At 75.1% G+C, this 23,159-nt stretch carries 21 protein-coding genes and 1 riboswitch; of the genes, 7 read left to right on the top strand and 14 right to left on the bottom strand.

The genetic code is table 11. From position 1 onward, the window contains the following. Nucleotides 1-4 precede the first annotated feature (4 nt). A complete protein-coding gene (locus ABZ497_RS02190; RefSeq protein WP_359802851.1) occupies nt 5-1,093 on the bottom strand; it encodes a hypothetical protein in 1,089 nt (362 codons plus the stop codon). A gap of 317 nt (nt 1,094-1,410) precedes the next feature. Between ABZ497_RS02190 and ABZ497_RS02185 the strand changes: the two genes are divergently transcribed. Beyond that, on the top strand, nt 1,411-3,477 hold the full coding sequence (locus ABZ497_RS02185) for an MFS transporter (protein ID WP_359802850.1): 2,067 nt from the start codon (nt 1,411-1,413) through the stop codon (nt 3,475-3,477). A gap of 59 nt (nt 3,478-3,536) precedes the next feature. Here the strand turns inward: ABZ497_RS02185 and ABZ497_RS02180 are convergent, their stop codons facing one another. Further along, nucleotides 3,537-4,028 (bottom strand): MarR family winged helix-turn-helix transcriptional regulator, encoded by a 492-nt coding sequence (locus ABZ497_RS02180; protein WP_359802849.1) that lies wholly within the window; start codon nt 4,026-4,028, stop codon nt 3,537-3,539. 45 nt (nt 4,029-4,073) lie between these two features. Here ABZ497_RS02180 and ABZ497_RS02175 point away from each other — a divergent pair, with 45 nt between their 5' ends. Both ABZ497_RS02175 and ABZ497_RS02170 read left to right on the top strand, forming a co-directional pair. Then, the gene (locus tag ABZ497_RS02175) at nt 4,074-4,451 is read left to right on the top strand and encodes a cupin domain-containing protein (RefSeq protein WP_359802847.1); all 378 of its coding nucleotides are present in this window, start codon (nt 4,074-4,076) and stop codon (nt 4,449-4,451) included. 245 nt (nt 4,452-4,696) lie between these two features. Then, complete coding sequence (locus ABZ497_RS02170; protein ID WP_329487423.1) at nt 4,697-5,029, top strand: antibiotic biosynthesis monooxygenase; 333 nt, start codon at nt 4,697-4,699, stop codon at nt 5,027-5,029. Nucleotides 5,030-5,229: 200 nt separating this feature from the next. Here the strand turns inward: ABZ497_RS02170 and ABZ497_RS02165 are convergent, their stop codons facing one another. Then, on the bottom strand, nt 5,230-5,661 hold the full coding sequence (locus ABZ497_RS02165) for a helix-turn-helix domain-containing protein (protein WP_359802846.1): 432 nt from the start codon (nt 5,659-5,661) through the stop codon (nt 5,230-5,232). Between the two features lie 92 nt (nt 5,662-5,753). On the opposite strand from ABZ497_RS02165, the gene ABZ497_RS02160 reads away from it, so the two are divergent. Continuing rightward, complete coding sequence (locus ABZ497_RS02160) at nt 5,754-6,104, top strand: DoxX family protein (RefSeq protein WP_359802844.1); 351 nt, start codon at nt 5,754-5,756, stop codon at nt 6,102-6,104. 160 nt (nt 6,105-6,264) lie between these two features. Here the strand turns inward: ABZ497_RS02160 and ABZ497_RS02155 are convergent, their stop codons facing one another. From ABZ497_RS02155 to ABZ497_RS02130, 6 genes are all read right to left on the bottom strand, one after another. Next, nucleotides 6,265-7,167, bottom strand: a complete 903-nt coding sequence (locus tag ABZ497_RS02155) for an ECF transporter S component (protein ID WP_359802843.1) — start codon at nt 7,165-7,167, stop codon at nt 6,265-6,267. 11 nt (nt 7,168-7,178) lie between these two features. Continuing rightward, nucleotides 7,179-8,792 (bottom strand): ATP-binding cassette domain-containing protein, encoded by a 1,614-nt coding sequence (locus tag ABZ497_RS02150; RefSeq protein ID WP_359802842.1) that lies wholly within the window; start codon nt 8,790-8,792, stop codon nt 7,179-7,181. Continuing rightward, a complete protein-coding gene (locus ABZ497_RS02145; protein WP_359803003.1) occupies nt 8,789-9,847 on the bottom strand; it encodes an energy-coupling factor transporter transmembrane protein EcfT in 1,059 nt (352 codons plus the stop codon). Before ABZ497_RS02145 ends, ABZ497_RS02150 begins: the two co-directional genes overlap by 4 nt. A 531-nt stretch (nt 9,848-10,378) precedes the next feature. Next, on the bottom strand, nt 10,379-11,047 hold the full coding sequence (locus ABZ497_RS02140) for an SCO2322 family protein (protein WP_359802841.1): 669 nt from the start codon (nt 11,045-11,047) through the stop codon (nt 10,379-10,381). A gap of 182 nt (nt 11,048-11,229) precedes the next feature. Further along, a complete protein-coding gene (locus ABZ497_RS02135) occupies nt 11,230-12,495 on the bottom strand; it encodes a hypothetical protein (protein ID WP_359802840.1) in 1,266 nt (421 codons plus the stop codon). Nucleotides 12,496-12,604: 109 nt separating this feature from the next. Then, nucleotides 12,605-12,681: riboswitch (cobalamin riboswitch) on the bottom strand. A 249-nt stretch (nt 12,682-12,930) separates the two neighbouring features. Beyond that, the gene (locus ABZ497_RS02130) at nt 12,931-13,551 is read right to left on the bottom strand and encodes a TetR family transcriptional regulator (protein ID WP_359803001.1); all 621 of its coding nucleotides are present in this window, start codon (nt 13,549-13,551) and stop codon (nt 12,931-12,933) included. A 256-nt stretch (nt 13,552-13,807) separates the two neighbouring features. Here ABZ497_RS02130 and ABZ497_RS02125 point away from each other — a divergent pair, with 256 nt between their 5' ends. The 3 genes from ABZ497_RS02125 to ABZ497_RS02115 all read left to right on the top strand — a co-directional run bounded on the left by ABZ497_RS02125 (nt 13,808) and on the right by ABZ497_RS02115 (nt 17,134). Then, complete coding sequence (locus ABZ497_RS02125; protein WP_352289552.1) at nt 13,808-15,118, top strand: glycosyltransferase family 4 protein; 1,311 nt, start codon at nt 13,808-13,810, stop codon at nt 15,116-15,118. 127 nt (nt 15,119-15,245) lie between these two features. Beyond that, complete coding sequence (locus tag ABZ497_RS02120; RefSeq protein WP_359802838.1) at nt 15,246-16,058, top strand: methyltransferase domain-containing protein; 813 nt, start codon at nt 15,246-15,248, stop codon at nt 16,056-16,058. Next, complete coding sequence (locus tag ABZ497_RS02115; RefSeq protein WP_359802837.1) at nt 16,055-17,134, top strand: prenyltransferase; 1,080 nt, start codon at nt 16,055-16,057, stop codon at nt 17,132-17,134. The genes ABZ497_RS02120 and ABZ497_RS02115 overlap by 4 nt, the downstream gene beginning before the upstream one ends. Before the next feature lie 126 nt (nt 17,135-17,260). Here the strand turns inward: ABZ497_RS02115 and ABZ497_RS02110 are convergent, their stop codons facing one another. From ABZ497_RS02110 to ABZ497_RS02090, 5 genes are all read right to left on the bottom strand, one after another. After that, the gene (locus tag ABZ497_RS02110) at nt 17,261-18,193 is read right to left on the bottom strand and encodes a hypothetical protein (RefSeq protein WP_359802835.1); all 933 of its coding nucleotides are present in this window, start codon (nt 18,191-18,193) and stop codon (nt 17,261-17,263) included. A 210-nt stretch (nt 18,194-18,403) separates the two neighbouring features. Continuing rightward, the gene (locus tag ABZ497_RS02105) at nt 18,404-19,423 is read right to left on the bottom strand and encodes an N-acetylmuramoyl-L-alanine amidase (protein ID WP_359802833.1); all 1,020 of its coding nucleotides are present in this window, start codon (nt 19,421-19,423) and stop codon (nt 18,404-18,406) included. A gap of 7 nt (nt 19,424-19,430) precedes the next feature. Further along, on the bottom strand, nt 19,431-20,687 hold the full coding sequence (locus tag ABZ497_RS02100; protein WP_359802831.1) for a hypothetical protein: 1,257 nt from the start codon (nt 20,685-20,687) through the stop codon (nt 19,431-19,433). Nucleotides 20,688-20,931: 244 nt separating this feature from the next. Then, nucleotides 20,932-21,585 (bottom strand): class I SAM-dependent methyltransferase, encoded by a 654-nt coding sequence (locus ABZ497_RS02095; RefSeq protein ID WP_359802830.1) that lies wholly within the window; start codon nt 21,583-21,585, stop codon nt 20,932-20,934. A gap of 91 nt (nt 21,586-21,676) precedes the next feature. Next, entirely contained in the window at nt 21,677-23,080 is a 1,404-nt protein-coding gene (locus ABZ497_RS02090; RefSeq protein ID WP_359802829.1) for a M48 family metalloprotease, read from the bottom strand. Nucleotides 23,081-23,159 lie beyond the last annotated feature (79 nt).

Here is a 23,159-nt window from a genome sequence, read left to right as displayed (position 1 = left end):
GGGGTCAGCAGGTACCCGGGTCGCTCTCCAGGGCGGCCCGGGTCTTCGGCCCGTAGAAGGCGCCGCTCGGACCCGTCTCGCCCTTGATCTTGAAGCTGCGCTGGTAGTCGCCGAGCACCGTCGCCGTCCACCAGTCGAAGGTGCTGGTGGCGATCGACTTGTCGACGAATCCGCACGAGGTGGCCGCGAGCCGCAGCTGCATGTCCTTGACGTCCGCCCCGGTCATCCCGCGCTCCAGCACCCGCACCGTCGGTGTCGGGGCCGGAGTGGTCGCCGTCGGAGTTGGCGTGGCGGTGGCCGTCGGGGTCGGCGCGGTGGAGGTGGGGGCCGGCGCCGGGGGAGCCGCCGGGACCGGAGTGCTCGTCACGGCCGTGGCGCTCGGCGCCGCCGGCCGGCTCGTGGTCGGTCTGGCCGTCCTGCTCGGGGACGGGCTCGGGGCCTCGCTGGTGGACGGCGGTGCGCTCGGGTTCGGCGCCGGGGTGGTCGGGTCGACCGGGACGGGCGCCAGCGTCGTGGAGGGGGCGGGCTGCGCCCGGTCGCCCGGCTCGGCGGAGGGCGTCACCGCGTACGCCAGGCCGACGGTGAGCACCAGCAGCCCGGCGCCGGCCGCGGCCAGCAGGCCCTTGCGCCGGGCGGGCACGCCCTCCTGGGCCTGCTCCGCCGTGCGCCGGGCGGCGCGGCCGCCGGTCGGCCCCGGGGCGTCGGGCGCCGCCGGGTGGAACGGGAAGTAGCCGATCTCGGCGCCGTCGGCCGGGGGCTGTCCCACCGTCGGCCCGGGGCTCGGCGGCGGCACCGACATCACCGGCGGGAGCACGGTCGTCGCGTAGGCGTCCGCGTCCGGCCCGGCCGGGCGCGCCGGCGGGCCGTCAGCGGCCTGGGCGGGCGGCAGCACGGTGGTGGCGAACGGGTCCGCGGGGGCGCCGGCCGGCGGGGCGTCCACGATCGGGCCGAGGGCCTGCGGCACGTACGGGCGGACCAGCGGCGGGCCTTCGAGGTGCGGGAGGACGGCGGTCTCGGTCAGGCCCGGATCCGGGAGGCACCGGCACCCGGCGGAGCGTGCGGTGCCGCACGTCGGGCAGTGCTGGTCCGGCATCGCCGGTCCTCCTCGGTCTCGAATCGTCTTCCGCCCGCCCCGGGAGGGGTGTCCCCGGGGGCGAACGCGCCTGATTATGCAGGACGGTCCCAGGGGTGGACAGGGGCGTCCGGGCCACCGCGGGGGTGTTGTGACGGTTGGTGGTGGTTGTGACCCGATGAACGGTCGGCCGGTCGGCGACGTCCCCCGAATGGCCGCCGTTCTTACGTTCGGCTCAACTGAACGGCGCAGACCGGGGCATTTCTGACAGCATGGTGGCTGGGAGTGATCATCCGCACGGACCCCGCCGACCGGGATCCGCGACCCCTGGAGTCTCCATGACGGATCCGATCGCCGCGTCCGACCGCGGCCCGGCCGGCGAGCCCGGGCCGCCGGAGGTCACCGCCCCCAACCTCTGGGTGCCGATCGGCGCGCTGCTGCTGGCGATGCTGCTGGCCGCGCTCGACCAGACCATCGTCTCCACCGCACTGCCGACCATCGTCAGCGACCTCGGCGGCCTGGAACACCTCTCCTGGGTGGTCACCGCCTACATGCTGGCCTCCACGGCGGCCACCCCGCTCTGGGGCAAGCTCGGCGACATGTACGGCCGGAAGCGCTTCTTCCAGGCCTCGATCGTGATCTTCCTGGTGGGCTCGGTGCTCTGCGGCATCGCCCAGAACATGGGCGAGCTGATCGCCTTCCGGGCCCTCCAGGGCCTCGGCGGGGGCGGGTTGATGGTGCTCTCCCAGGCGATCGTCGGTGACCTGGTCTCACCCCGGGACCGTGGCAAGTACCAGGGCCTGTTCGGCGCGGTCTTCGGCGTCACCAGCGTGCTCGGACCGCTGCTCGGCGGACTGTTCGTGGACAACCTCAGCTGGCGCTGGGTCTTCTACATCAACCTGCCGGTCGGGGTGGTCGCCCTGGTGGTGATCGCCGCCGTCCTGCACGGGACGGAGGTGAAGCGCCGGCACCGGATCGACTACCTGGGCACGGTCCTGATCGCCTCGGTGGCCACCTGCCTGGTGCTGATGACCTCGCTCGGCGGGACGACCTGGGCCTGGAGCTCCTGGCAGATCGTCGGGCTCGGCGTGCTGGGCGTCGTCCTGCTGGTCGCCTTCGTCCTGGTCGAGCGGACCGCGGCCGAGCCGGTGCTGCCGCTGCGGCTGTTCCGCTCCCGGACGTTCAGCCTGGTCGCGGTGATCTCCTTCGTGGTCGGTTTCGCGATGTTCGGCGCGCTCACCTACCTGCCGACGTTCCTCCAGGTGGTCATGCAGGTCTCGCCGACCATGTCCGGCATCCACATGCTGCCGATGGTGCTGGGGATGCTGTTCACCTCGATCGGCTCCGGCCAGATCGTCGCCCGGACCGGCCACTACCGGGCCTTCCCGATCGCCGGAACGGCCGTCACCACGGTGGGCCTGCTACTGCTCTCCGGCCTGGACGAGCACAGCAGCACCTTCGAGATGAGCTGCTACTTCCTGGTCTTCGGCCTGGGCCTGGGCCTGGTGATGCAGGTGCTGGTGCTGATCGTGCAGAACTCCGTCGGCTACCAGGACCTGGGCGTGGCCACCGCCGGCGCCACCTTCTTCCGGTCCATCGGGGCGTCGTTCGGCGTCTCCATCTTCGGCACCGTGTTCGCCTCCGGGCTCAACAGCCGGCTCTCCGACGCGCTCGCCTCCGGGGTCCCGGTGCCGGCCGGCTTCGACCCCGGCGCGATCACCTCCGACCCCCGGGTGATCGCCGCCCTGCCGGCCGCCACGCAGGACGCGATCTACCACGCGTACTCCGAGTCGATCACCCGGGTCTTCCTGTACGCGGTACCGGTGGCGTTGGTCGCCTTCGTGCTGTCGCTCTTCCTGCGCGAGCAGAAGCTGCGCTCGACGGTGACCGCGCCCGACCTGAGCGAGTCGATCGGCCTCAATCCGGTGGAGCGCTCCTCGCTGGACGAGATCGCCCGCTCCCTGTCGGTGCTGAGCACCCGGGAGGCCCGGCGCGACCTGTTCCGGCGGATCACGGAGGGCGCCGGGCTCGACCTCAAGCCGGCCTCCAGCTGGCTGCTGCTGCAGATGCACCACCACGGGTCGGCCGAGCCCGCCGAACTGGCGGAGCGCCGGATCGTGCCGCTCGCGGTCGTCGAGGAGGCCGCCCGGGAGGTCGAGGACCGGGGGCTGGCCGCGCGCACCGGCGGCCTGCCGCTGCGGCTCACCGAGCCGGGGGAGGCGGCGGCGGTCCGGCTGGTGGCGGCCCGCCGTGAGCAGCTCTCCGAACTGCTCGGGGACTGGGACGAGAAGCAGTACGCGGACCTGGCGGCGCTGCTGACCAAGCTTTCCGCCGCGCTCTGCGCGGACGAGCGCGACCGGCCGGACCGGGCCGGGGCGGAGCCCGCGGAGCGGCGGTCGGGGTAGGGGGTGGGTGCCTTGGTGGTGCGTCGGGCGTGCCGGGGGCGTCGGTGCCGGGTGGTGCGTCAGGGGGTCCCGAACCACCGGGGCGTGTCGAGCCGGAACGGGTCGCCGGGGGCGAGGGTGCGCAGGTCCGTCTCCAGGGCGCGCAGTCGCTCCTCACCGAGGGTGTCGGACCACTGGGCGCGCAGTTCGTCGAAGATCCGGGCGGACCGGACCAGGCAGTCCACGCCCCGGGCGGTGAGCCGGACCACCTTGCGGCGGGCGTCGGCGGGGTCGCTGCCGCGCTCGACGTAGCCGAGCTGTTCGAGCTGTTCGACGGTCTTGCCGGCGGCCTGCTTGGAGATGCCGAGGCGGCGGCCGAGTTCGACGGCGGTGGTGCCGTCCGGCCCGATCGCCTGGAACACGAAGCCGTGCATCGGCCGCAGGTCGGGGTGGCCCTCGCGGGCGATCCGCTCGTGCAGCTCATCGATGATCAAGCGGAAGGCGAGCAGCAGCCGCAGCGGCAGCTCGAAGCCGGGGGGAGCGGAGTCGCTTGACACGATAGACAACCTCATTGACCATATAGACAACGTCATTGACCATTCTAGGGGGCCGCGCCCATGTCCGTCATCCGCCGTACCGAAGCCCGTCGTACCGAGACGCCCAACGCCGCCATGACCACCCTCGCCTCGCCCACCCAGGGCGGCAGCGCGCTCGCGATGTGGCGCGTGGAGATGGCCGCCGGCGGCCAGGGCCCGCTGCACGTCTTCGACGTCGAGCAGGTCTGGACCGTCCTGACCGGCGCCCTGTCCGTCGAACTGGGCGAGGACGCCTTCGCGCTGGCGGTCGGCGACACGGCCGTGCTGCCCGCCGGTGTGGCGCGCCGGATCTCCGCCGGGGAAGCCGTCACCGCGCTGGTCGCCGCGCCGGGCGGGGCCCGGGTGTCCGTCGCCGGCCGGCCGGAGGAGGAGCCCTTCGTCCCCGGCTGGATCGCCTGATCCACGGGCATCGGCCCCCGCACCGCCCCTTCCGGAGCGGTGCGGGGGCCGGTGGAGGTTCGGCGGCCGCTGGGGGTCGGGCCGGGCGGAGGTGGCCGCCGCGGTTCAGCTGGTCGACCATGCCCAGGAGGCCTCGTCGTTGCGCGGGTTCGGGGTCAGGCTGCCGCGACTTCGGGACGCGCCACCGCTCGTTCGGGGAGACGTTCCGCGCCTGCCGCCACCCGCTTGTGGGGCAGGATGGAGCCATGAGCGTAGTCAAGATCAACGTACTGACCGTCCCCACCGAGCAGCGCGAGGTGCTGGAGAAGCGCTTCGCCTCCCGCGCGGGCTCCGTGGAGAACTCCGACGGCTTCGAGTGGTTCGAACTGCTCCGCCCGGTCGAGGGCACCGACAACTACCTCGTCTACACCCGGTGGGCCGACGAGGAGTCCTTCAAGGCCTGGATGGAGGGCCCCATGCAGGCTGCTCACCGCCAGGGCCCGCCGCCCGCCGAGGGCGAGGCGCCGCAGCGCCCGGCGGCCTCCGGCTCGACCCTCTGGTCCTTCGAGGTCGTCCAGTCGGCCGGCCCGAAGGGCTGACCGCTTCCCTCGGGCCCTCTCCTCGCACGGGTTTCGCGGGGGAGGGCCCGAACCGCGTTCTCAGCCGCCCGCGATGACGGCGAGGTGGGCGGTGGCTGACCGGGACGGGCTGTCGAGGAGCGCCTTGCCCTTCGCCGCCGTTCCGAGAGAAGGCTGTCCGAGGCGACGCCAGGGTCTCCAGGTCCGGCCTCTTCTCTTGATCAGAAGCGGTTCGGCTCCTCATCAACGGGAGGGGTCTGCGTCGGGGTTGCCCGATCCGCCTCGATGGCCCCGGCAGCCTCGGCTGCTTCCCGGAAGGTGACAACCGCCTCGCCGTTCTCCCGCGCCCATGCGGTGAGCATCCTGATGGGCTCTTCCAGGGTTCGCCCGAGATCGGTCAGGCCGTACTCCACGCGCGGCGGTGCCTCGGCGTACGCGTGCCGCTCGACCAGCCCGTTGGCCTGGAGCCGGCGCAACGTCTGGGTCAGCACCTTGCGCGAGACGCCGCCGCTCAGCTCGACCAACTCGCCGTGACGCAACGGGCCGTCGGTCAGCGCGAAGAGCGTGACCATGGACCACTTGCTGGCGATGATCTCCATGGCCAGGAGAGCGGGACAGTCGGCGAGGAAGGCGATTCCCGGTCGCAGGCTCATGCCCCGAAGGTTACCTGGAGGTACCTGATGGCCGCCTATCGTCGTGGAGGTGCGCACGCCTCCTACCCGCATCGCATGATTGAGGTTCAGCCATGTTCGTCTCACTCGCCGTCGTCACCGTGGTCATGTCGGCGCTTCTCCTGGCATCGGCCGGGGCCAAGGCTCTGCGGACGCGGCACATCACCGAGCAGATGTCCACACTCGGACTGTCGCAGAGCCTGATGGCCTTCCTGATCGGCGCTCAGATCGCCGGCGCGGCCGGTGCGATCGCCGGACTCCGGTGGGGACCCGTCGGGATCGCCGCCGCGATAGGCCTTTCGCTCTACTTCGCCGGGGCGGTCGCCTTCCACCTGCGCGTCGGCGACCGCAAGGGCGCGTCTCCGGCGGCGGTCCTCACCATCGCCTCCGTGGCCCTGGTCGTGCTGCGCGTCGCCACCCTCTGACAGCGGACGGCCGGCTGCCGTCGGGGCCGTGGGGGGCACGTTCCAGGCCGCCAAGCGCCTGGCCACAGCTCGGCCGAGTCGCCCGGGTGCTTCTCGCGGGTCTCGGCCGTCCTGCCCATCGAGGTGGTGCGCCCCGGATTCGGCCGGGGCGCACCACCGTTCAGGGGGTGGGCGGTGGGCGGAACTCGACCGGGGCGGCGAAGGCGGCGCGGCGGGTGGCTCGGCGGAGGGCGCGGAGGACGGTGGTGCCGAGGGTGAGGCAGAGGACGACGGTGAGGACGGCGCGGGGGAGGTCCCAGCCGAGGGAGGTGGTGAGGCAGTAGGCGGCGAAGCGGACCAGGTTGGCGCTCACGTCGTCCCCCGGGACGAAGGAGATCGAGCCGGACAGGCCGGCGATATAAGGCCAGCCCTGGAGGTTCATCACCGTGCCGTAGAGCAGTGAGGCGACGGCGCCGTAGCCGGCGAGCAGGGCGAGTTCGCGGCGGCCGCGCAGGGTAGCGGCGCCCGGGAGCAGGCCGGCACCCAGGCAGACCCAGCCCATGGCGAGCATCTGGAACGGCAGCCAGGGGCCGACCCCGCCGGTCAGCAGCGCGGAGGCGAACATCGAGAGCGAGCCGAGGACGAAGCCGAAGCCGGGGCCGAGGACCCGCCCGGCGAGCACCATCAGGAAGAACATCGGCTCCAGGCCGGCGGTGCCCGCGCCGAGCGGGCGCAGCGCGGCGCCCGCCGCGGCCAGGACACCGAGCAGGGCGACCGACTTGGCGTCCAGGCCCGGCGCGCCGCCGCCGGCCGTGCGGCCCTCGGAGATCTGGGCGATCACCACCGCGAGGAGGAGCGGCAGGAGCAGGGCGAACAGCCAGGGGGCGTCGGTGGAGTGGCCGACCAGGGCGGAGTCGGTGGCGGCGAGCAGCGGCCAGCCGAAGGCGGCCACGCCGACCGAGGAGGTGAGCAGCAGGGTGGCGATCGAGCGGCGGCCGAGGGGGACGGGGCGGTTCCCCGCGCGCGGGGTGCGGTTCGTCCGGCTTGGGTTCGTCCGGCTTGGGTTCGTTCGGCTTCGGGGCATTCGGCTTCGGTTCATTCGGCGCTCCCGGCGAGGGCCTGTTCGACCTGGTGGACGGTGAGCCAGGGCCCGGGCGCGAGGATCTTGGAGACCTGCGGGGCGAAGGTGGGGGAGGAGACCACCACCTCCGGGGTCGGGCCGTCCGCGACGATCTCTCCGTCGGCCAGGATCACCGTGCGGTGGGCGAGTTCGGCGGCGAGCTCGACGTCGTGGGTGGCGAGCAGGACGGCGTGGCCCTCGACGGCGAGCGTCCGCAGGATCTCCACCAGGCGGGCCTTGGCGGCGTAGTCGAGACCCCGGGTGGGCTCGTCGAGCAGGATCAGCGGCGGCCGGGCGGTGAGCACCACGGCCAGCGCCAGGGTGAGCCGTTGGCCCTCGGAGAGGTCGCGCGGGTGGGTGGCGTCGGCGATGCCGGGCAGTAGCCGCTCCACCAGGGCGCGGCAGGTGCCCGGGTCGGCGCCCGCGTCGCCGTCCGCCGCGGCGCACTCAGCGGCGACGCTCTCCCCGTACAGCAGGTCGCGAGGGTCCTGCGGGACGAGGCCGACCTGGCGGATCAGCTCGGCGGGCCGGGTGCGGTGCGGGGTCCGGCCGCCGACCCGGACGCTGCCGGCGGCGGGGGCGTGCAGGCCGACCAGAGCGCCGAGCAGGGTGGACTTGCCGGCGCCGTTGCGGCCCATGAGTGCCGTGATCTCCCCGGGGTGGAGGGCGAGGTCCACTCCGCGCAGAGCCGGGACGGGGCCGCGCTTGACGGCGAGGCGGTCGGCGGTGGCGAGCGGGGCGGTGGCCGGGTCGGTGGGTGCGGCGGCGGGGCGCAGGCCGTCCAGTCGGGTACGGAGGGCGGCGGCCTTGCGGCGGGCGTCGCGGACCGTCAGCGGCAGCGGGGTCCATCCGGCGAGCCGGCCGAGGCCGACCACGGGCGGGTGGACGGGGGAGTGCGCCATCACCTCGGCCGGTTCGCCGAGGACGGGCAGGGCGCCGGGGGTCAGCAGCAGGACCTGATCGGCGTACTGGACGACCCGCTCCAGCCGGTGCTCCGCCATCAGGACGGTGGTGCCCAGGTCGTGGACCAGGCGTTGCAGGACCGCCAGCACCTCCTCGGCAGCGCCCGGGTCGAGGGCCGAGGTGGGCTCGTCCAGGACCAGGACGCGCGGGTGGACGGTGAGCACCGAGCCGATGGCGACGCGCTGTTGCTGGCCACCGGAGAGCGAGCCGAGCGCGCGGTCGCGCAGATCGGCGAGGCCGAGCAGGTCGAGCGTCTCCTCGACCCGGCGCCGCATCACGTCCGGCGCCAGGCCCAGCGACTCCATGCCGTAGGCGAGTTCGTCCTCGACCGTGTCGGTGACGAAGTGGGCGAGCGGGTCCTGGCCCACCGTGCCGACCAGGTCGGCGAGTTCGCGCGGCCGGTGCTCCCGGGTGTCGCGCCCGGCGACGGTCACCCGGCCGTGCAGCACGCCGCCGGTGAAGTGCGGGACGAGGCCGCTGACGGTGCCCAGCAGGGTGGACTTGCCGGAGCCGGAGGGGCCCACCAGCAGGCAGAGCTCCCCTTCGGGGACGGTCAGGTCGACGCCGCTGAGCGCCGGGGCCTCGGCGTCGGTGTACTGGACGGAGACCTGCTCGAAGGTGATCACGAGGCCCTCCGGGGCGGGTGCGGGGTGACGAACGCCGGTACCAGGCCGATCAGTACGGCGAGGACGGCGGTCAGGGGCAGGGCGGGAGCGGTCGGCGGGACGACGGTCGGGGCGAAGGCGGCGGGGTCGAGGGCGGAGAGCCAGATCGTCAACGCGGCCACGGCGGCGCCCGATCCGGCGGTCAGCCACTCGGGGAGGGACCACGGGTCGGGGCGGTAGCGCGTCCGGGGGGAGCGGCGGCCGCCGAGCAGCAGACCGGCGAAGGCCGCGGCCAGGCCGAGCAGCAGGACGGGCGCCGCCCAGCCGGCGCCGTCGGCGGTCAGCAGTCCGTAGGCGGCGAGGCAGATCCCGAGCAGGCCGGACAGGGTGAGCGCGGCGGTGGTGCGGGCGAGGCGGGGCGGGACGTCGGTGGTGCGGCCGAAGCCGCGGGTGTCCATCGCGGCGGCCAGTGCGACCGAACGCTCCAACGCGCCCTCCAGGACGGGCAGTCCGACGCTCAGCACGGCGGCCACGCCCCGGTCGGTGCGCCCGCGCAGACGGCGGGCGGCGCGCAACCGCTGCACGTCGGCGACCAGGTTGGGCGCGAAGGTCATCGCGACCACGACGGCCACGCCCGCCTCGTAGAGCGCGCCGGGCAGCGTGCGCAGCAGGCGGGTCGGACTGGCGAGGGCGTTCGCGGCGCCGACGCAGACCAGCAGGGTGGCCAGCCGCAGCCCGTCGTAGAGCGCGGCGAGCAGGCCCTCGACGGTGACCCGGCCGCCGATCCGGACGCCCTGAGCCCAGGCGGGCAGCGGTACTTCGGGGAGGGTGAGGAGGACGTGGGTGCCGGGGATCGGGGAGCCGAGCAGGACCGCGAAGACCAGGCGGATGCCGAGGACCACCAGGCCGAGGCGGAGGAACGCGCCGTAGGAACGGGACCACGGCGCGTCCCCGCGGCGGGCGGCCACGACGTAGCCGGCGACGGCGGCGAGCAGGAGGAGCAGCAGCGGGTTGGTGGTGCGGGTGGCGGCCGCGCCGAGGCCGAGTGCCCACAGCCACCAGGCGCCGGGGTGCAGTTGGCGCGGGCCGAGCGGGGTGCGGGCGGCGCGCGGGGTGCGGCGGGGAGGCCGGGGGAGGCGGGCGCGGTGCGGGGGGTGGGGCTGGCCGGGGGCGCGGGGTGTGGTCACGGGGTGGGGTCCAGGTCGGGGCGGGTGGGGACAGGGCGGAGGGCGGGTGCAGGTGTGGGTGCAGGTGTGGGGGTGGGGGCGGAGTAGGAAGTCGGCTGGGCCGACTTCCTACTCCGGGCGCTTCCCGCGGCCTTGTCCACGTTTCTGCGGGCGGGGTCCTGCTTTCGCTTGCGGCCCGGGGTTTCTGTAGACCGGTCGCTATATGTAGACCGGTCTACAGAGATGGGCTGCTTCTATGTAGACCGGTCGGTATAAAGGTCCCGATCCGGCCCGGGGTGGGGCTGGGGGCCCGCTAGGCCCGGACCCGGCCCGGGGGCCGGGTGGGGCTGACGGGCCGGGCGCGTGGTGCGCGCCCGGCCCGGCATCCCTTCTATGCAGACCGGTCTACATAGGTGGACCGGTCTACATATTCGACCCGACTCAGCGGCGACGACGGGCCTGCCAGACCGCACCGGCGGCCAGGGCGGCGACCAGGACGCCCCCGGCGATCAGGCCGATGTCGGGGCCGCTGCCGTGGTCACCGTCGGCCGAGCCGCCCCCGGAACCGTCACCGGCACCGTTCGCGGCCGGTTTGTTCGCCGCGCCGAGCTGGTCGCCGCAGCCGGCCTTCGGATAGCCGGCGATGGCACAGAGCAGGCCGTTGGTGTCGTACCGCAGTGGTGGGGCGACGGCCGCCAGGACCTCGGCCGAGTTGGCACCGGTGGGCACGACCGCACAGGCCGTGCGGAGTCCGGGCGGGGTCTCGCCGGGGGAGTCGGCGGCGGTGCCGAAGTCCAGGACCACGGCGACGCGTTTGCGGCCCGGCTGTTCGGCGGTACCGCCGCAGGTGGTGGCGAAGTCCCCGACGGCACCGGGCCGGGCGGCCTCCCGGCCGCCGTCGGGGCTGACGGCGAAGCGCCACCCGTCCACGCCCCCGTCCTGCGGCACGTACACGGCCGGGCCCTGCTGCTGGTAGCCCCAGGCGCCGTCGGACCACTTCCAGAACGACCAGTACCGGTACCCGGCGGCCTGCGCGGGCGCCGCGCCGATGACCAGCAGGATCAGCACCCCGGCGATCAGTCCGGCGAGGAACCGGACGACCGCGGCCACCACCCGCCGACGCCGCTGGGGGTCAGCACAGGCCCGCCCGGCACGACCCGCACCGGCACGACCCGCACCGGCATGAACAGCACCGGCGGGACCCGCACCGGCGCGACCGCCACCGGCGCGACCGACACCGGCATCGTCGGCATCGGCGGCGTGGGCGGTGGCCCGGGGGGTGCCGGGGGTGGTCACAGCTTCTGGCCCCGCTTGCGCTGCAGGCTCAGCAGCAGCCCGCCGCCGATGCCGATCAGCAGGCCGACGCCGATCACCCACCACTGGCCGAAGCCGCCGTCCTTCTTCTTCTCGGCCGGTGCCGAGGAGGCGGGGGCGGAGGCCGCGCCGGTCGCCTCGGGCGCCGGGCCCAGCGCCGTCAGCTGCCCGACCAGGTCGCCGCCGAACGCGGCGGGGTCCCGCTGGGCGGCCTGGGCGACCAGCAGCAGGGTGGCGGTGGCCGAGGCGTCGGTGCCGCCCTTGGTCCAGGTGCCGCCCTCCTTGGCCAGCCAGTCCACCGCGCCGGTCGCCTGCTGCGGGTGCCCGCTCTGGATCAGGCCGAGCGCGGCCCAGGCGGTGGCGGTGTAGTCGGGGGTCGGGGCGGCCCCGGGAAGGGTCAGCGCCAGGTGCTGGTCACCGGCCGCGAGCTGGGCGGTGAGGTAGGCGCCGGCCGCCTCGGCGGAGTCCGCGCGCGCCACGAGCGGTTCTGTGGAGCCGTTCGCGCAGGGCAGGGCCTTGGGCGCGGCGTCCGTCCGGTTGGTGTTGGTGACCGGAAGCTTCCCGCCCGCCGCGGCGAGCGTGGCCTGGGCACTGGCCAGGGCGTTCGGGGCGAGCGCGCCGGCCGGGTCGGGCTGGTAGGCGAAGGCCCCGCGCTGGTCGGCGGGGGCGGCGCAGCCGAGCTGGAAGAGCGCCAGCCCGTCGTAGGCGCTCCGGCCCGCCTTGGCGACGGCCGCCGGGTCCAGCTTGGCGGCGAGCAGGGCGTTCACGGCCAGGCCGGTGGAGTTGGCGTCACCGGGGCTGCCGGGGTTGTAGGGCCAGCTGCCGTCCGCGTTCTGGTTGGCCTTGAACCACTGGACGCCCTTGTCGACGGAGTCCTGGTGGCCGCCGAGCGCGACCAGGGCCTGGACGGCGACGGCGGTGGCGTTGCTGTCCTCGGTCTTGGGGTCGCACGCGGCGGAGGCGTCCGCGCGGTAGGACGGCCAGCCGCCGTCCGCGCACTGCTGGCCGGTGAGCCAGGAGACGGCGGAGTCGGCCGGGGTCACCTTGGCGCCCGCCAGCGCGGTGAGGGCGAGGGACTGGCGCCACACGCCGTCGTACGTCGGGTCGCCCTTGCCGTAGAGGCCCTCGGGGACGGGCGCGGTGGCGCCGGCCGAGGGGCTGTCGGCGAGGGCCGGTGCGGCGGCGGCGCCGGCCAGCAGGGCGGCGGACAGGGCTGCGGCGCCCAGGCGGGCGGCGGTGAGCATGGTGGGGTTGAGCCTTTCGATGAGCGGTGGGGGTGGCCCGGGTGGGCCGTTCCGTAGACCTCGACGGTGCCGGGCACGGGGTGCCCGGCATGGCCGCTCGCCTCTCTCCGGGCACTCCGACTGCCCCGGCCGTCCAGCGCCGGGCTCACGGTTGCGGGTCAGTGCCGGATTCGCACCGGCTTTCCCCGGAGGAGAAGCGGGATGGAGTTGTCCTGCCCGTCGACTTTAGCCGCCGCGACCGTGACCGCCGTGCCTCCGGTCGCCGCGCGGAGGAGTCGGGGCGCCGACCGCGCCCGGACTCCGGAGCCACCCCAGCCCCGAACCCACCCGAGCCCCGGAACCACCCACCCCGACCCACCCCGACCGATCCCGCCCGCGCCCCGAGAACAGGTTCCACTTCCCTGCCCCTTCCCCGCCCCGCCCGCGGGCGCGCGCTCAGGGCAGTGTGAGCAGCCGCGCGGCGGTGTGCAGATCGGCGCGGACCTCGGCGATCGAGGCCCGCCCGGAGAGCCAGGAGACCAGGGCCGAGTGCCAGGTGTGCTCGATCACCCGGACGGCCGCACGCTGGCTCCCGGTCGGCGGCCCGGACTGGCCGATCGCGTCCAGGATCAGCTGCCCGGTGGCCGAGCTCACCTGGTCCACCTCGGCGCTCACCGAGCGGTCGGCGAACGACAGCGCTCGCACCATCGCCTCGGCCAGCAGCGGTTCGCGCTGGAGCGCGTGGAACGCCCGGGTGAGCGTCTCGGCGACCCGCGAGGCCGCGTCCTGCTCGGCCGGCGGGTGCCGTCGGACCTGCTCCTGGAGGCCCTGCAACTGCTCCAGCATGACCGCGACCAGCAGATGGACCTTGGACGGGAAGTACCGGTACAGGGTGCCGAGCGCCACCTGCGCGCCCTCCGCGACCTCCCGCATCTGCACCGCCTCGTACCCGCCGCGGGCGGCCAGCCCGGTCGCGGCCCGCAGGATCCGCCGCCGCCGTTCGGCCTGGCGGGCGGTCAGCGGCGGGTCGGCGGACTGCCCGGCGGGCCCGGCGGGGCCGGGGGCGGCGGCGGGCACGGAGGTGACGGGCGGTGGCAAGGGTGCTCCCGGGGCGCGAGAGTGACGGGGGGTGCTCCGGCCGGTCCGGCGGACGCTCCGGCAGTGCTCCGGCGTGGCGTGAATCACCAGCCCTGGCATCTGAGGAGAAGCTACGGGCCGGTATCTTCGAGGTCTCTCATTGTTCACATGGTCACGGGCGAACTCCACACCGCACTGAAACCTGATCTACTTTAGCGACCGGCAGCACAGACTTCAGCAAGGACGGGAGCCGACGATGACCGCGCAGCCGCTGCGGATTGCCCTGCTGTCGTACCGCGGCGACCCGTTCTGCGGCGGCCAGGGCGTCTACGTACGGCACCTCTCCCGCGAGCTGGCGCGCCTCGGCCACCACGTGGACGTGATCGGCTCCCAGCCCTACCCCGTCCTGGACGAGGTCGAGGGCCCCGGCTCGGTCCGCCTGGTCGAGCTGCCCAGCCTGGACCTCTACCGCGCCGACGACCCGTTCCGCACCCCGGGGCTCGCCGAGTACCGGGGCCCGGTGGACCTGCTGGAGTTCGCCACCATGCGCACCGGCGGCTTCCCCGAGCCGCTGACCTTCTCGCTGCGCGCCCGTCAGTACCTCGCGCTGCACAAGGGCCGCTACGACGTGGTGCACGACAACCAGACCCTCGGGTACGGGCTGCTCGGCCTCGCGCGGCACGGCTTCCCTCTGGTGACCACGATCCATCACCCGATCACCGTGGACCGGCAGCTGGAGCTGGACGCGGCGCCGAGCCTGGCCCGCCGGCTGTCGCTGCGCCGCTGGTACGCGTTCACCCGGATGCAGCGCCGGGTGGCCGCCCGGCTGGACAGCATCATCACCGTCTCCGGCACCTCGAAGCGCGAGATCGCCGAGCACCTGGGCGCCTCGCCGGGCGCCGTCTCGGTGGTGCCGATCGGCGCCGACACCCGGCTCTGGTCGCCGTCCGAGCGGGTCGCCCGGGTGCCCGGCCGGATCGTCACCACCTCCAGCGCCGACGTCCCGCTCAAGGGCCTGGTCCACCTGGTCGAGGCGCTGGCCAAGGTCCGCACCGAGCGGGACGCGCACCTGGTCGTGGTCGGCAAGCCGCAGAAGGAGCGGGGGCCGGTCGCCGAGGCGGTGCGCCGCTTCGGGCTGGAGCGGTTCATCGAGTTCCGGCACGGCCTGACCGACGGGGAGCTGGTCGACCTGTACCGCTCGGCCGAGGTGGCCTGCGTGCCGTCGCTGTACGAGGGTTTCTCGCTGCCCGCCGCCGAGGCGATGGCCACCGGTACGCCGCTGGTCGCCACCACCGGCGGGGCGATCCCCGAGGTGGCCGGGCCGGACGGCGAGACCTGTCTCGCGGTGCCGCCGGGCGACGCGGGCGCGCTGGCGGCGGCGCTCGGCCGGCTGCTGGACGATCCGGCGCTGCGTCGCACGCTCGGTGAGGCCGGGCGCGAGCGGGTGCTCGCCCGGTTCACCTGGGAGCGGGCCGCCGCGCTGACCGCCGACAGCTACCGGGCGGCGATCGCCACCGGTGCCGGGCGGCGGGCCCGGTCCGGTCCGGGCTGGCGGTACGTGGCCTGACGGGTCGCCGGACCCGTCCGCGTCGGACCCGCCCCGGGCGGATCCTGCGCTCCGCCGGACTCGGCCGGCCCGGCCGGGACCGGCCCGGCGTCACAAACGTTTGGTACCAGAGGAATGGGAGCCCGCAGTGCTGACCGTTGATTTCTCGCGCTTCCCGCTCGCCCCCGGCGACCGGGTGCTCGACCTGGGCTGCGGCGGGGGGCGGCACGCGTTCGAGTGCTACCGGCGCGGGGCCCGGGTGACCGCCCTCGACCAGAGCGCCGAGGAGATCGCCGAGGTCAAGAAGTGGTTCGCCGCCATGGCGGAGGCCGGCGAGGCTCCGGAGGGCGCGTCGGCGGTCGCGATGGAGGGCAACGCGCTGGCCCTGCCGTTCGAGGACGAGTACTTCGACAAGATCATCATCTCTGAGGTGATGGAGCACATCCCCGACGACAAGGGCGTGCTCAACGAGATGTTCCGGGTGCTCAAGCCCGGTGGGCTGCTGGCCGTCACCGTGCCGCGCTGGCTGCCCGAGAAGATCTGCTGGGCGCTCTCCGACGAGTACCACGAGGTGGAGGGCGGCCACATCCGGATCTACCGGGGCGACGAGCTGCTCGACAAGCTCAAGGACGCCGGTCTGGAGCCGTACGGCACCCACCACGCGCACGCGCTGCACTCGCCCTACTGGTGGATCAAGTGCGCGGTGGGGGTGGACAACGACAAGGCGCTGCCGGTCAAGGCCTACCACCAGCTGCTGGTCTGGGACATCGTCGGCACCCCGGTGATCAGCAAGCTCACCAAGGCCGCCGAGAAGGCCCTCAACCCGGTGATCGGCAAGAGCTTCGTCGCCTACGCCTCCAAGCCGAACCGCGCCGAGCCCGTGGCGGACCTCGTCGGGCCCGCCACCGGCCGCGCCGACGAGGCGGCGGACCGCGCCGACGCCGGGCGGGCGGGCGAGTGACCGCCGCCGTCCCCGAGGCGCTGCTGCTGGACGGGGTGCTCGATGCCGAGCAGGCCGCCCGGACCGTCCGCAGCATCCTCGCCGAGCAGCAGGACGACGGCGCGATACCGTGGTTCACCGGCCACCACCTGGACCCGTGGGACCACACCGAGGCCGCGATGGCCCTGGACACCGCCGGCGAGCACGCCGCCGCCGAGGCCGCCTACCGCTGGCTGGCGGCCCACCAGAACCCCGACGGCTCCTGGTACGCCGCCTACGCGTACGGGCAGGACGTCCCGGACGGCACGGTCTCGGACCCGGCCAAGGAGACGAACTTCTGCGCCTACGTGGCGGTCGGCGTCTGGCACCACCACCTGAGCACCGGGGACGACGCGTTCCTGGACTGGATCTGGCCGGTCGTGCGGCGCGCCCTCGACTTCATCGTCGGCCTGCGGCTGCCGGGCGGTCCGATCTCCTGGCGGGTGGACGAGCACGGCGAGGCGCCCGACGAGGCGCTGCTGACCGGCTCCTCCAGCATCCTGCACGCCCTGCGCTGCGGTCTGGCCGTCGCCGACTACCTGGAGGAGCCGCAGCCCGACTGGGAGCTGGCGGCCGGCCGGCTGCGGCACGCCATCGCGCACCACCCCGAGCGGTTCCTGGACAAGGACCGCTTCTCGATGGACTGGTACTACCCCGTGCTCGGCACCGCGCTGCGCGGCCGGGCCGCGCTGGAGCGGATCGAACGGGACTGGGACCGCTTCGTCGTCCCCGGCCTCGGCGTGCGCTGCGTCAGCGACCGCCCCTGGGTGACCGGCGGGGAGAGCGCGGAACTGGCCATGGCGCTCTGGGCGGTCGGCGAGTCCGACCGCGCGGTCGAGATCCTGCGCTGGATCCAGAAGCACCTGCGGCACAGCGACGGCTCGTACTGGACCGGCTACGTCTTCGAGGACGACGCCATCTGGCCCGAGGAGCGCACCACCTGGACGGCGGGGGCGCTGCTGCTGGCCGTCGCGGCGCTCGGCGGCGACCCGGCCACGGTGACGGTCTTCGGCGGTGACCAGCTGCCCACCGGGCTGGTGGTCCAGGACTGCTGCTGAACGACCGCCGCTGACCCGCCCGCACGCCGCGGCGACGCACGACGAACACGCACGACGAACACGCACGACGAAGGGGCGGGACCGGAGTTGATCCGGTCCCGCCCCTTCGTCGTGCGTGGCGGTGTGTCAGCCGCGCTGGATGCCGGTGGTGTCGGCCAGCAAGCCCTGGGAGCCGTCCTGGAGCTGGGCGACCAGCGCGGCGCCGCGCTGCTCGACCGCCAGGTACCAGGTGCCCGGAACGAGTTCACCGACCGGGGCGCCGGCCGGGTTGTCCTTCGGGGACAGCTGGCGCGGCGCCGGGACGGCGAACCAGAACGGTGCGAAGTCGGGCGCCGGAGCCTGCTGGGCCTGGGCCGGCTGCGCCTGGGTGGGCGCCGGGGCCTGGTGCGCGGCCTGCTGGGCGGCGTGCTGCGCGGCCTGCTGCTGGGCGGCGTCCTGCGGCTGGCCGGCCTGCGGGGCCGGGTAGCCGTAGCCGCCGGGCTGGCCGCCGAACGCGGGCGACTGCACCTGCTGCGGGTCCTGGCCCGGGGCCGGGTAGCCGTACTGGCCGGGCTGGCCCGGCTGCGGGGCCGGGTAGCCGCCGGGGTAGCCCTGCGGGACGGCCGGCTTGTCGGTGACCAGCGGGGCCTTCAGCGCGGGCACCAGCGGACCGGCCGCGGCGGCACCGGCGAGGACCAGGAGCGAGATGACGGCCAGCCAGGCGCCGAAACCGTGGTCCAGACCCTTCGGGCCACCGCCCAGGGCCCAGATCGAGGTCCAGAGCGCGGCGACGGCGAACGCGATGCCCCACTGGTCCAGCCGCAGGCCGAGCACCTGGCGGGTGGCGGCGGCGGCGCCCTGGAAGCGCTGCACCAGGATCAGCACGGCGGAGAGGATGCCGAGCAGGAAGACCGAGGGCAGCACGGGGAACAGGACGCTGTCCCAGGCGTTCTGCGACGTGTCGCCGCAGTACCTGCCACTGCAGTCCACGGTCCAGTACGGCAGGAAGGAGGCGATGAAGAGCAGGACGGCCGCACCTGCGACGGCGGCGTCTCCCCTGGTGAGAGCGCGCAGATTCACTAACGTTCCCCTCGTTGGTGTGTCGTGGACGGCGGTTATCTCGCGGTCGGCTGACCGGTCCGGAAAACTCTGAACGGACCAGAAGCCTAGGGCCAACCGCCTCGCGGGTGCACAGCGGGCTCGGGAATGGGGCGAAGTCGTTGCAAACTGCGCGCGCCCGGTCCCTTGCTGTCCACCTTCCGGCGGCGCGGGCCGGGCCGCCCGGGCCGGCTACCGCGTGGTCAGAAAGGCCGTCAGTGCGTCGGCGATCCCCTGGGCGGCCTGCTGGCGCCACTGAGGGTCCGTCATCCTTTTGGCGTCGGTCGAATTGCGCATGTTACCGCACTCGATGAACACCTTGGGCACGGTCGAGAGGTTCAGCCCGCCGAGGTCGGAGCGGGTGTCCAGTCCCTGGCTCGCGATGTAGTCGGCGTACGGCTCGCCCGTCGCCGCGTGGAAGCTGTCGCGCAGCAGCAGGCCGAGCCGGTGCGAGGGCGCGACGATCGCGGAGTTGTCCGCCGTGCCCGCGACCACCTTGGCGGGCATGATCACGTGGAACCCGCTGCCGCCGGGCGGGCCGCCGTCCCCGTGCACCGAGACCGCCGCGTCGGCGTGCGCGGTGGCGCCCGCCTTCGCGCGCGCGTCGATGCACGGGCCCCAGGACTGGTCGCCGTCCTGCACCAGGACGACCGTCGCCCCCCGGGCGGTGAGGATCGCGCGGGCCCGGCGGGAGACGTCCAGGGTGTACTCGGCCTCGCTGTACCCGGCGTTGGTGGAGGTGCCGGTGGTGTCGCACTCCTTGCGGGCGTTGCCGATGTCGACCTGACGGTTGATCTCGGTGGTGTGCGCGGCGTTGCCGGGGTTGTGACCGGGATCGATCAGGACGGTCCGCCCGGCCAGCGCGGTGGCGGACCCGGCGCTCTCCGAGGCCGTCGGAGCGGCCGTCGGGTCGGCTGTCGGAGCGGCCTGGGCGGCCGCCGGCGGGTCGGCCGCCCCGCCGGGGGCCCCCGGCGGGGCGGTGCCCGCCGGTGCGGAGAACGGCGCCGCGGAGAACGGCCCCGACGGCGGGGCGGCGGCGGCCCCGGCGGCGTGGGCGGCCCCGGTGTCGTCCCGGCCGCGGTCGGCGACGGCCTGCCAGCCCAGCCAGCCGGCCAGGCAGAGCGGCACCAGGACGGCGGCCACGGTGGTGGTGCGCAGCAGCCGGGAGCGGCGCGGCGGTTCGTCGTGCGGAGCGGCGGTGGTGCGGGTCACGGGTGGTTCAGATCCTGTCCTGGGTGCGCGCGGTCAGGCCGTACGGGTCGGCGATCGCCTTCCACTTCGTCACGAAGTCCCGCTTCGCCTGGGTGGCCTGCGGGTTGAGCTCGTCCGCGTGCTTCTTGTCGGCGGTGTTCGGGGCCGAGCCCGAGCAGCCCTGGGCGGAGACGGCGCGGGCCCAGCTGGCGTACGCCCGGTCGATGTCGGCGGACAGCTGCCAGGCGGACTTCAACGACTGCACCGCGTCCGCGCCGCCGGGCAGGTCGGTGACGGTCAGCGTGGCGAGCTTGGCGAGCAGCTGGTCGCGCTGCTTGGCGCCGCTGTCGAAGACCTGCGCGGCGCTGTCGATGTCGGCCTTGGCGGGGCAGCTGCTCACCTTGGCGACCGCGCTGCCGATCGGCGCCTTCGCGCTCTCGCCCTGGGTCAGCAGCTCGTCCAGGGCCTTGGCCTGCTCCGGCGCGCCCGGCCCGGCCGTGCCGGCGGTCGGGCTCGCGGAGGCGGACGCGGTGTCGCTGGCGGCGGGGCTCGGAGGGCCGGACGATCCGTCGGGGCCCGGCGCGGGCGGCGGGTTCCCGGCCGTGCTCTGGCCGGCGCTCGCGGAGGGAGCCGGGGCGGCGCTCCGGTCGGCCGGGTCGTCCTTGCCCTTCGCGGCCCACAGGATGCCGCCGCCGAGGGCCAGGACGAACAGCAGCGCGAAGGCGATCAGCAGCGGGGCGCGCCGGTTGGCCGGGCGGTCCTCGGCGTCGAGGTCCTCGTAGTCCGTGGCGTAGTCCGGCTGCTGGTACGGCGGGTACTGCTGGGCCGGGTACCCGGGGTACTGCTGGGGGTACGGGCCGGCGTCGTACGGGGGCTGGGCCTGCGGCTGGGACGGGGGCGGCGGCGGGTAGCCGTAGCCGCCGCCGGCGGGACCCTGGGGGGCCGCGTGGCCCGGGAAGCCGGACGCGGGCGGCTGCGGTCCGGTGGGCGGGGCGGGGTGGCCCTGGCCACCGGCCAGGTACGGGCGGGCGGCCAGCGGCGGGCCCTGGTCGCCGACGCCGCCCGCCGTGGGCGGCTGCGGCGGGAAGGGCGACGGGCCGGGCGGCTGCGGCGCCTCGCCGGGGCGGCCGGGCGCGGGAGGAACCGGCCGGGCGGCGGCGGGCGGAGCGGCCGGGGGCTGGGCCGCGCCGGGGGCGGGCTGCTGCGGTCCGCGCACCCAGCCGCCGGCGCCGCCGCGCGCGGTCGGATCCCAGACCGCCGGAGCGGTGTTCTGCTGGTCCGTCATTGCTGGCCCCCACCGTCCGCCGGGTCGCTCTGCCTGGTGCTGTGCCGCTGTCGTCGGCGCGCGTGCGCCGCGCGGACACCGTACCGTTCGAACCCCCGCCCGACAGCCCCGGCACGACGTTAGAGCATCCGTGATCGGCTGGGGGCCGGTCCGGCGATCTCGTCGGGCCGCCCCGGTGTTCGAGCGCGGCGTTCGACGGCGGCGCTCGAAGGGCCGGGCCGGGCGGGCTCCGCGGCCCGGTCGCTCAGCCGCGGGAGCGGCGCAGGACCCGCAGCGAGCCGGTCACCGAGACCTCCTCGAAGCCCTCGGCGAGCGCCCGCAGGTAGACCCGGTACGGCGCCTGGCCGCCGTCCGTCGGGTCGGGGAAGACGTCGTGCACCACCAGCAGGCCCTCGGGGGCCAGGTGGCGGGCCCAGCCCTCGTAGTCGCCGGTGGCGTGCTCGTCGGTGTGGCCGCCGTCGATGAAGACCAGGCCGAGCCGACCGCCCCAGAGCGCCGCGATCTGCGGCGACCGGCCGACCAGGGCGACCACGTGGTCCTCCAGCCCGGCCGCGTGCAGGGTGCGGCGGAACCGGGGGAGCGTGTCCATCCGGCCCACCTCCTGGTCCACCAGCGTCGGGTCGTGGTACTCCCAGCCCGGCTGCTGCTCCTCGGAGCCCCGGTGGTGGTCGACGGTCAGCGCCACCGTGCCCGCCTCCCGGGCGGCGGCGGCCAGCAGGATCGCCGACCGCCCGCAGTAGGTGCCGATCTCCAGCACCGGCAGCCCGGTCTGCCGGGCCGCCGTCAGCGCCGCCGCGTACAGGGCGAGGCCCTCGTCCACCGGCATGAACCCGGTCGCGCCCTCGAAGGCCGCCAGCACCTCGGGTGCGGGGCGCGGGTTCTCCAGGAGGTCGGACATGGTGCAGCTCCCTTGCCGGGTGATTCGGTGCTCGTGCTCGCCGTCGGACCCTACTGGACGGTAGGCCGCGGCGCCCGTCCCGGGCGGATCCTCAGCCGGCCAGCAGGGTGCGCGCGATGCGGACGCGGTGCGGCGCCAGCTCGGCGGCGATGGCGGCGGTCTCGGCGGGCGTCGTCGTGACGGCGGCCGACAGCTCGGGGCCCCGGTCGAGGAGGGCGAGCCGCAGGTGGGTCGGCGGGTGGGTGGGGTCCACCGCGCCCCGCTCCAGGGCGGAGCGGCGCAGCAGGCGCTCGTGCTCCAGCGCAGGGACGTCGGCGGCCTGGTCGCGCAGCCGCTCCCAGAACGCCTCGGGGGTGGCCGCCGTCCGCGTGGACGGCGCCGCCGGGGCGTGCTGCGGACCGCGGCGCGACGCACGGGGCCGGCTCTGCAGCTCCGCGCGTGCCCGGGCCGCCGCCGTCTCCACCGCCTGGCCGAGCAGCAGGGTCCGCAGCAGGCGCCGGGCCGCCCCGGTGGACGCGGTGCGGGCGGCCAGCGTGTCCGCGTGGTACTCGGCCTGCTGCCCGGCGCGCGAGGTCAGCCGGTCGAGTAGCCGGAGCAACGCCAGCAGCAGCCGGGCGACGCCGCCGAGCAGGACGACGAGGAGCAGGTCGGTGAGCTGGAACAGCAACTGCAGCCCCACCGCGTCCCGGTAGTGGCCGCGCGGACGGGTGAGGTCGTACCAGTGGGCGAGCGCGTGGATCGCCGAACCGAGCCAGAGGCCCTGCCGGTGGTCGCCGTTGACCCGGTGGCCGAACTCGTGCCCCAGCAGGGCGATCCGCTCCTGCTCGCCGAGTACCTCCCAGAGCGGCAGACCCAGGGTGAGCACCGACCGTCGGCGCAGCCCGACCGCCCCCATGCTCGCGTTGAACGCGCCGTCGACCCGGATCACGCCGACCGGCCCGGCGCCCACCTCGGCGGCGACGCGGTCCGCCAGGCCGTAGAGGGCGGGCGCCTCGGCGCGGTCCAGCACGCCCTCGCCGCGCGGGGTCCGGCCGAGCCGGGGCCGGAGCAGGACCACCAGGCCGAGCACGGCCGCGCCCAGACAGCGGAGCGGGGTGTTGCCGGTGACGAGCAGCCACAGGCCCCAGCCGCACAGGGCCGCGGTGGTCAGGTGGACCACGCCGGCGATGACCGAGGCGGCCAGCCAGGCCCGCTGCCCGACGGTGGCCGGCCGACCGGCCGCGATGTCCTCGTAGAGCCGGTCGGTCCGGGCCGTCGCGGCCGCCGCGTGCCGGGCGGCCGCGACGGCCCGGCGGGTGGCGGCGGGCGCGTCCGCCGGCTCGGGGGACAGGTTCCATTCGCACTGCGGGCACCAGACGGCGAACCGGGGGTCGGCGTCGACGGGGGCGCCGCAGCGCGGGCAGTCCTGCGGTGCGGCGCCGGTGGCGGCGGGTGCGTCCGGGGCGGTGGCGGTGGGCGCGGCCCCGGTGGGCGTGGGTCTGACGGGTGTGGACACGGCGGGTGATCATGCCAGGGGCGCGGCGCCGGAGGCCAACCGTGTCACGGGCCGGTAGCCCAGGGGCGAATGGAACGTG

Origin of the sequence: Kitasatospora sp. NPDC005751 (genome assembly GCF_040630835.1) — a bacterium.
In the GTDB taxonomy this organism is placed as follows: Bacteria; Actinomycetota; Actinomycetes; order Streptomycetales; family Streptomycetaceae; genus Kitasatospora.
This window is presented reverse-complemented; position numbering and strand designations above follow the sequence as displayed.